This is a genomic window from Collinsella tanakaei YIT 12063, assembly GCF_000225705.1.
Classification (GTDB): Bacteria; Actinomycetota; Coriobacteriia; order Coriobacteriales; family Coriobacteriaceae; genus Collinsella; species Collinsella tanakaei.
The window spans coordinates 1-3650 of record NZ_JH126478.1; the positions used below are offsets into that span (position 1 = coordinate 1).

Here is a 3650-nt window from a genome sequence, read left to right on the forward strand (position 1 = left end):
GAAGGGCGTCGACGTCGCCACCGCGTTCCTGCTCGCCGCCGAGGCGGGCGACTTCTCGAGGTTCCCGAGCGCGCCGTCGTTCGCCGCGTGGTGCGGGCTCGCGCCCTCGGAGCGCTCGAGCGGCGAGACCGAGTCCCGCGGCGGGATCACCCGCGCGGGGAACTCCCACGTGAGGCGCGCGCTCGTCGAGGCGTCGTGGCACGTGCCGATGTCGACGCGCCACCCCAAGAAGCCGAGGCCGGGCCACGGGGTCGCGCCGGCGGCGTCGAGGCACGCCGCGAAGTGCAACCGCCGCCTGCAGGACAGGCGCGACGCCATGTCGCAGGCGGGAAAGAGGCCCTGCGTGGCGAACTGCGCGACGGCCCGCGAGATGGCCTGCTTGTATTTGGTCAAGTAAAAGTTTCCGAAATGGTAAAAGGAGCTTTCCGATTTGGTAAGCGAAAATTTTCCGAAATGGTAAGGCCCACGGGGCGGGCTCCCGCGCCCGCCCCGCCGACCGTCCGCACGTCCTACAGGTAACCCGAATCCTCCGCCTCGAGGAGCCTGTCGAGGAGGTCCGGAAGCACCTCCAGCAGCGCCCTCGACGGGGCCGGGTAGTCGAAGTCGGTCCCCTCCACGGAGACCTCCAGGGAGGGGCAGCCCTCGGCCTCGCCGGTCGACACGGCCCAGCTGGTCACCCTCCATCCGTCGAGTCCCGGGAACTTGGCCGTCACCGCGATCTCCGCCTCCGGGTCGAGGCCCTCCAGCCAGTCCATCGCCTGCCTCGCGTTCATGCGCGTCCCCCCTTCCCGAGCATGAGGGCGTGCTCCAGCCTATGGCTGGGGCCGCCGAACTCCACGAGCCTTCCGTGGTGGACCACGCGGTCCACGATCGCCGCGGCGAGCTTGTCGTCGGCGAACACGGTGCCCCACCTGCTGAACTCGATGTTGGTGGTGAACACGATGCTCCTCCTCTCGTAGCTGTCGGCTATCACCTGGTACAGGAGCCTGGCCCCGTCGACGTCGAACGGCACGTAGCCGAACTCGTCGAGGACGACCAGGCCGCAGCGGCCTATCTCCGCCATGAGCCTGTCGAGCGTCCCCTCGCGCTTGGCCTTGCCCAGCTGGAGGACCAGCGAGGCGGTCTGGTAGAAGCGCACCGGTATGCCGCGGGCGGTCGCCTCGATCCCGAGGGCCGTGGCCACGTGGGTCTTGCCGCGCCCGGTCGGCCCGTGGAGCACGAGGTCCTCGGCCGCCGCCGCGAACCCGAGGGAGAGCATCTCGTCGCGGCCCCATCCGTCCGGGAACCCGACGTTGGACCAGTCGAACCCCTCCAGGGTCTTGTGGACCGGGAACCGCGCCTGCCTGAGCAGGCGCGCCCTCTTGGAGCGCTCGCGCGACTCGAGCTCGCGCGCCAGCATCGACGAGCACGCCTCGAGCTGGCCGGGCGTCGCGGACTCCAGGAACCACTCCACGGTCGCCCCGGATATGAACAGGGAGCGCGCCCTCGCGGCGAACTCCAGGCGGTCGGCCTCGGCGATCCTAGGCATCGGCGCCGCCCCCCTCCGCGAGCCCGAGGGCCCGGTCGTATCCGGACAGGTCGACCGGCTCGTCGTACTCGGTCCTGGCGCCGCCCGACGCGGCGACGGCGGCGGAGAGCTCGAGGGACGCGGCGTCCACGCCGCCGGTCGCCTCCAGCGCCCTCGACGCCCCCTCCACGGCCGCGCGCCACCCGACGCGCGCGGCGGAGTCGCGCAGCGCGCGCAGGTCCGCGCGCAGGTCCGCCGGGTCCTCGGAGTCGAGGTACGCGACGAGCTCCCCGGGCAGCGCGGAGCGCACGACGCTGTCCCGCCAGCCCCCCGACCTCAGGCACAGCAGCTCAAGCTGCGCCAGCGGGTCCGTGGAGCAGGTCGGCGCGTCGCCCCACATCCTCTCGTAGGTCGCGGCGACCTCCCCGCCGGGGCCCACCACCGTCACCTCGAACGCGCCCATCGCGACCGCGACCTCGGCGCCGGCGAGCGCCGGCCCGGCGGAGTAGCGGTGGTCGCCGCCCGCCTTGAAGCAGCCCTGGGCGTCGCACTTCCTCGTCACCCACGCCACGCAGGAGAAGGGCGCGCCTGGCAGCGGGGACATCGCGGCGCGGTCCTCCTCGAAGAGCCCGGACTCCGCGGCCCCCTTCCTGTAGTGCGGCTTCCCCTCCGAGGCGGCCGCGCAGCGCTCCAGAAGCCTGCGGTTGAACGCCTCGACGTCGTGGAAGGAGGGGACCGGGACGAACAGGTTGCGCCTGAGCGCCCCCACCTTGTTCTCCACGCTGCCCTTCTCGTTGCCCGAGTAGGGGTTGGTGAAGCTGTAGTCGAGGCCGTAGTGGGCGGCGAACGCCCGGAAGAGCGCCGACGTCACGACCTTGGAGCCGACCCTGCGGCCGACCTCGGTGGCGTTGTCGAACACCGCCCGCGAAGGCACGCCGCCGGCGAACTCGAACGCGGCGCGCAGCCCGTGGCACACGCACTCGGCCGTCTCGCCCCAGAACACCTGGGCGAGCCCGACGTTGGAGTGCGGGAACTCGACCACCAGGTAGTGGCCCCGCCGGAGCGTCCCGCGGACGCGGAAGTCCGCCTGGCCGAAGTCGACCTGGCACTCGCCGGGGCGCCAATCGAGGACCGGGTACCCCTGGGCCTCGCGCTCCCCGCGTTCCCGAGCGATCCGCCCCCTTGCGGCCCTGACGAAGTTCCTGACCGTCTCGTAGGAACCCTGGAAGCCCTCCTCCTCGACGAGCCTGTCGTGGATGCGCCTCGCGGTATGGCGCTGCTTGCGCCACACGCGCAAGTCCTCCCTGAGCCATCCCTCGACCGTCTCGGCGTAGGGCTCCATCATAGGAGACGACGTCCTGCCGCGCGTCGCCGGCGGCCTGGGGGACAGGTCCCCCGCCGCGATGTACTTCCTCACCGTCGGGCCCGAGACGCCGGTCGCGGCGGCTATGCCGCTGACCGACTCGCCCCTCCTGGCCCTCCTCCTGATATCCTCTACCTTGTCCACGCCGATCATTTCCTTTCCGGACCTCCTAATGTCGAAATCGGATCGCATCGACAATTGTCGGTCCAAGGCGGCGGTCGGCGCGGGCCTTACCATTTCGGAAAATTTTCGTTTACCGGAATGGAAAGCGGCCTTTACCATTTTCGTAAATCAGACGTTACCAAATACACTTGGGCTTCGGCGAGCGCGACTTGAAGTGCCACGCCGCCTCGACGAGGGCGCGCCTGGAGGCGGAGTTCCCGGTCTTGGTGATGCCGCCTTTGGCCTCCTTCTCGCCGCTCGAGCGCTCGGAGGGCGCGAGGCCGATCCGGGAGGCGTAGGCGCCGGCGGTGGGGAACCTGGAGAAGCACCCCGCCTCGGTGGCCAGGCAGAACGCCGTGACGGCGTCGATGCCCTTGATGCACGAGAGCGCCTCGACCGCGCCCCTCCACCGGTCGGCGCGGGCCTCGGCGAGCGCCCTCTTCTCAAGGGCGCGCTTGTCGGACTCGGCGCAGCGCACGCAGGCGACGTAGTGGTCGAAGGCGGCCGCCGCGGCCGGGTCGGACGGCCTGCAGGACTCCGCCCACCTCCAGAACGCCCTCGTCCAGGCGCCGCGCCTGCGCCCGAGCGCGTCGGTCTCGTCGAACGCGAGCCCGCGCC

5 protein-coding genes are annotated in these 3650 nt (G+C 71.2%); 1 reads left to right on the forward strand and 4 read right to left on the reverse strand.

All coding sequences use genetic code 11. From position 1 onward, the window contains the following. Positions 1-28: 28 nt before the first annotated feature. Positions 29-397, forward strand: coding sequence for an IS110 family transposase (locus HMPREF9452_RS11085; RefSeq protein ID WP_232205066.1), 369 nt, complete (start codon positions 29-31; stop codon positions 395-397). A 112-nt stretch (positions 398-509) separates the two neighbouring features. Here the strand turns inward: HMPREF9452_RS11085 and HMPREF9452_RS11090 are convergent, their stop codons facing one another. From HMPREF9452_RS11090 to HMPREF9452_RS11105, 4 genes are all read right to left on the reverse strand, one after another. Next, entirely contained in the window at positions 510-773 is a 264-nt protein-coding gene (locus HMPREF9452_RS11090) for a hypothetical protein (RefSeq protein WP_009141602.1), read from the reverse strand. After that, on the reverse strand, positions 770-1528 hold the full coding sequence (gene istB / locus HMPREF9452_RS11095) for an IS21-like element helper ATPase IstB (RefSeq protein ID WP_009142223.1): 759 nt from the start codon (positions 1526-1528) through the stop codon (positions 770-772). Before istB ends, HMPREF9452_RS11090 begins: the two co-directional genes overlap by 4 nt. Continuing rightward, positions 1521-3014 (reverse strand): IS21 family transposase, encoded by a 1494-nt coding sequence (gene istA, locus HMPREF9452_RS11100; protein ID WP_187116521.1) that lies wholly within the window; start codon positions 3012-3014, stop codon positions 1521-1523. The genes istB and istA overlap by 8 nt, the downstream gene beginning before the upstream one ends. Before the next feature lie 154 nt (positions 3015-3168). After that, the coding region (locus HMPREF9452_RS11105; RefSeq protein ID WP_009142225.1) for an IS110 family transposase at positions 3169-3650 on the reverse strand (482 nt) is incomplete at its 5' end.

Excerpts from the sequence above, each read along its gene's own strand:
- HMPREF9452_RS11090 (WP_009141602.1), bottom strand. The coding sequence starts at position 773 with ATGAACGCGAGGCAGGCGATGGACTGGCTGGAGGGCCTCGACCCGGAG.
- istB (WP_009142223.1), bottom strand. The coding sequence starts at position 1,528 with ATGCCTAGGATCGCCGAGGCCGACCGCCTGGAGTTCGCCGCGAGGGCG.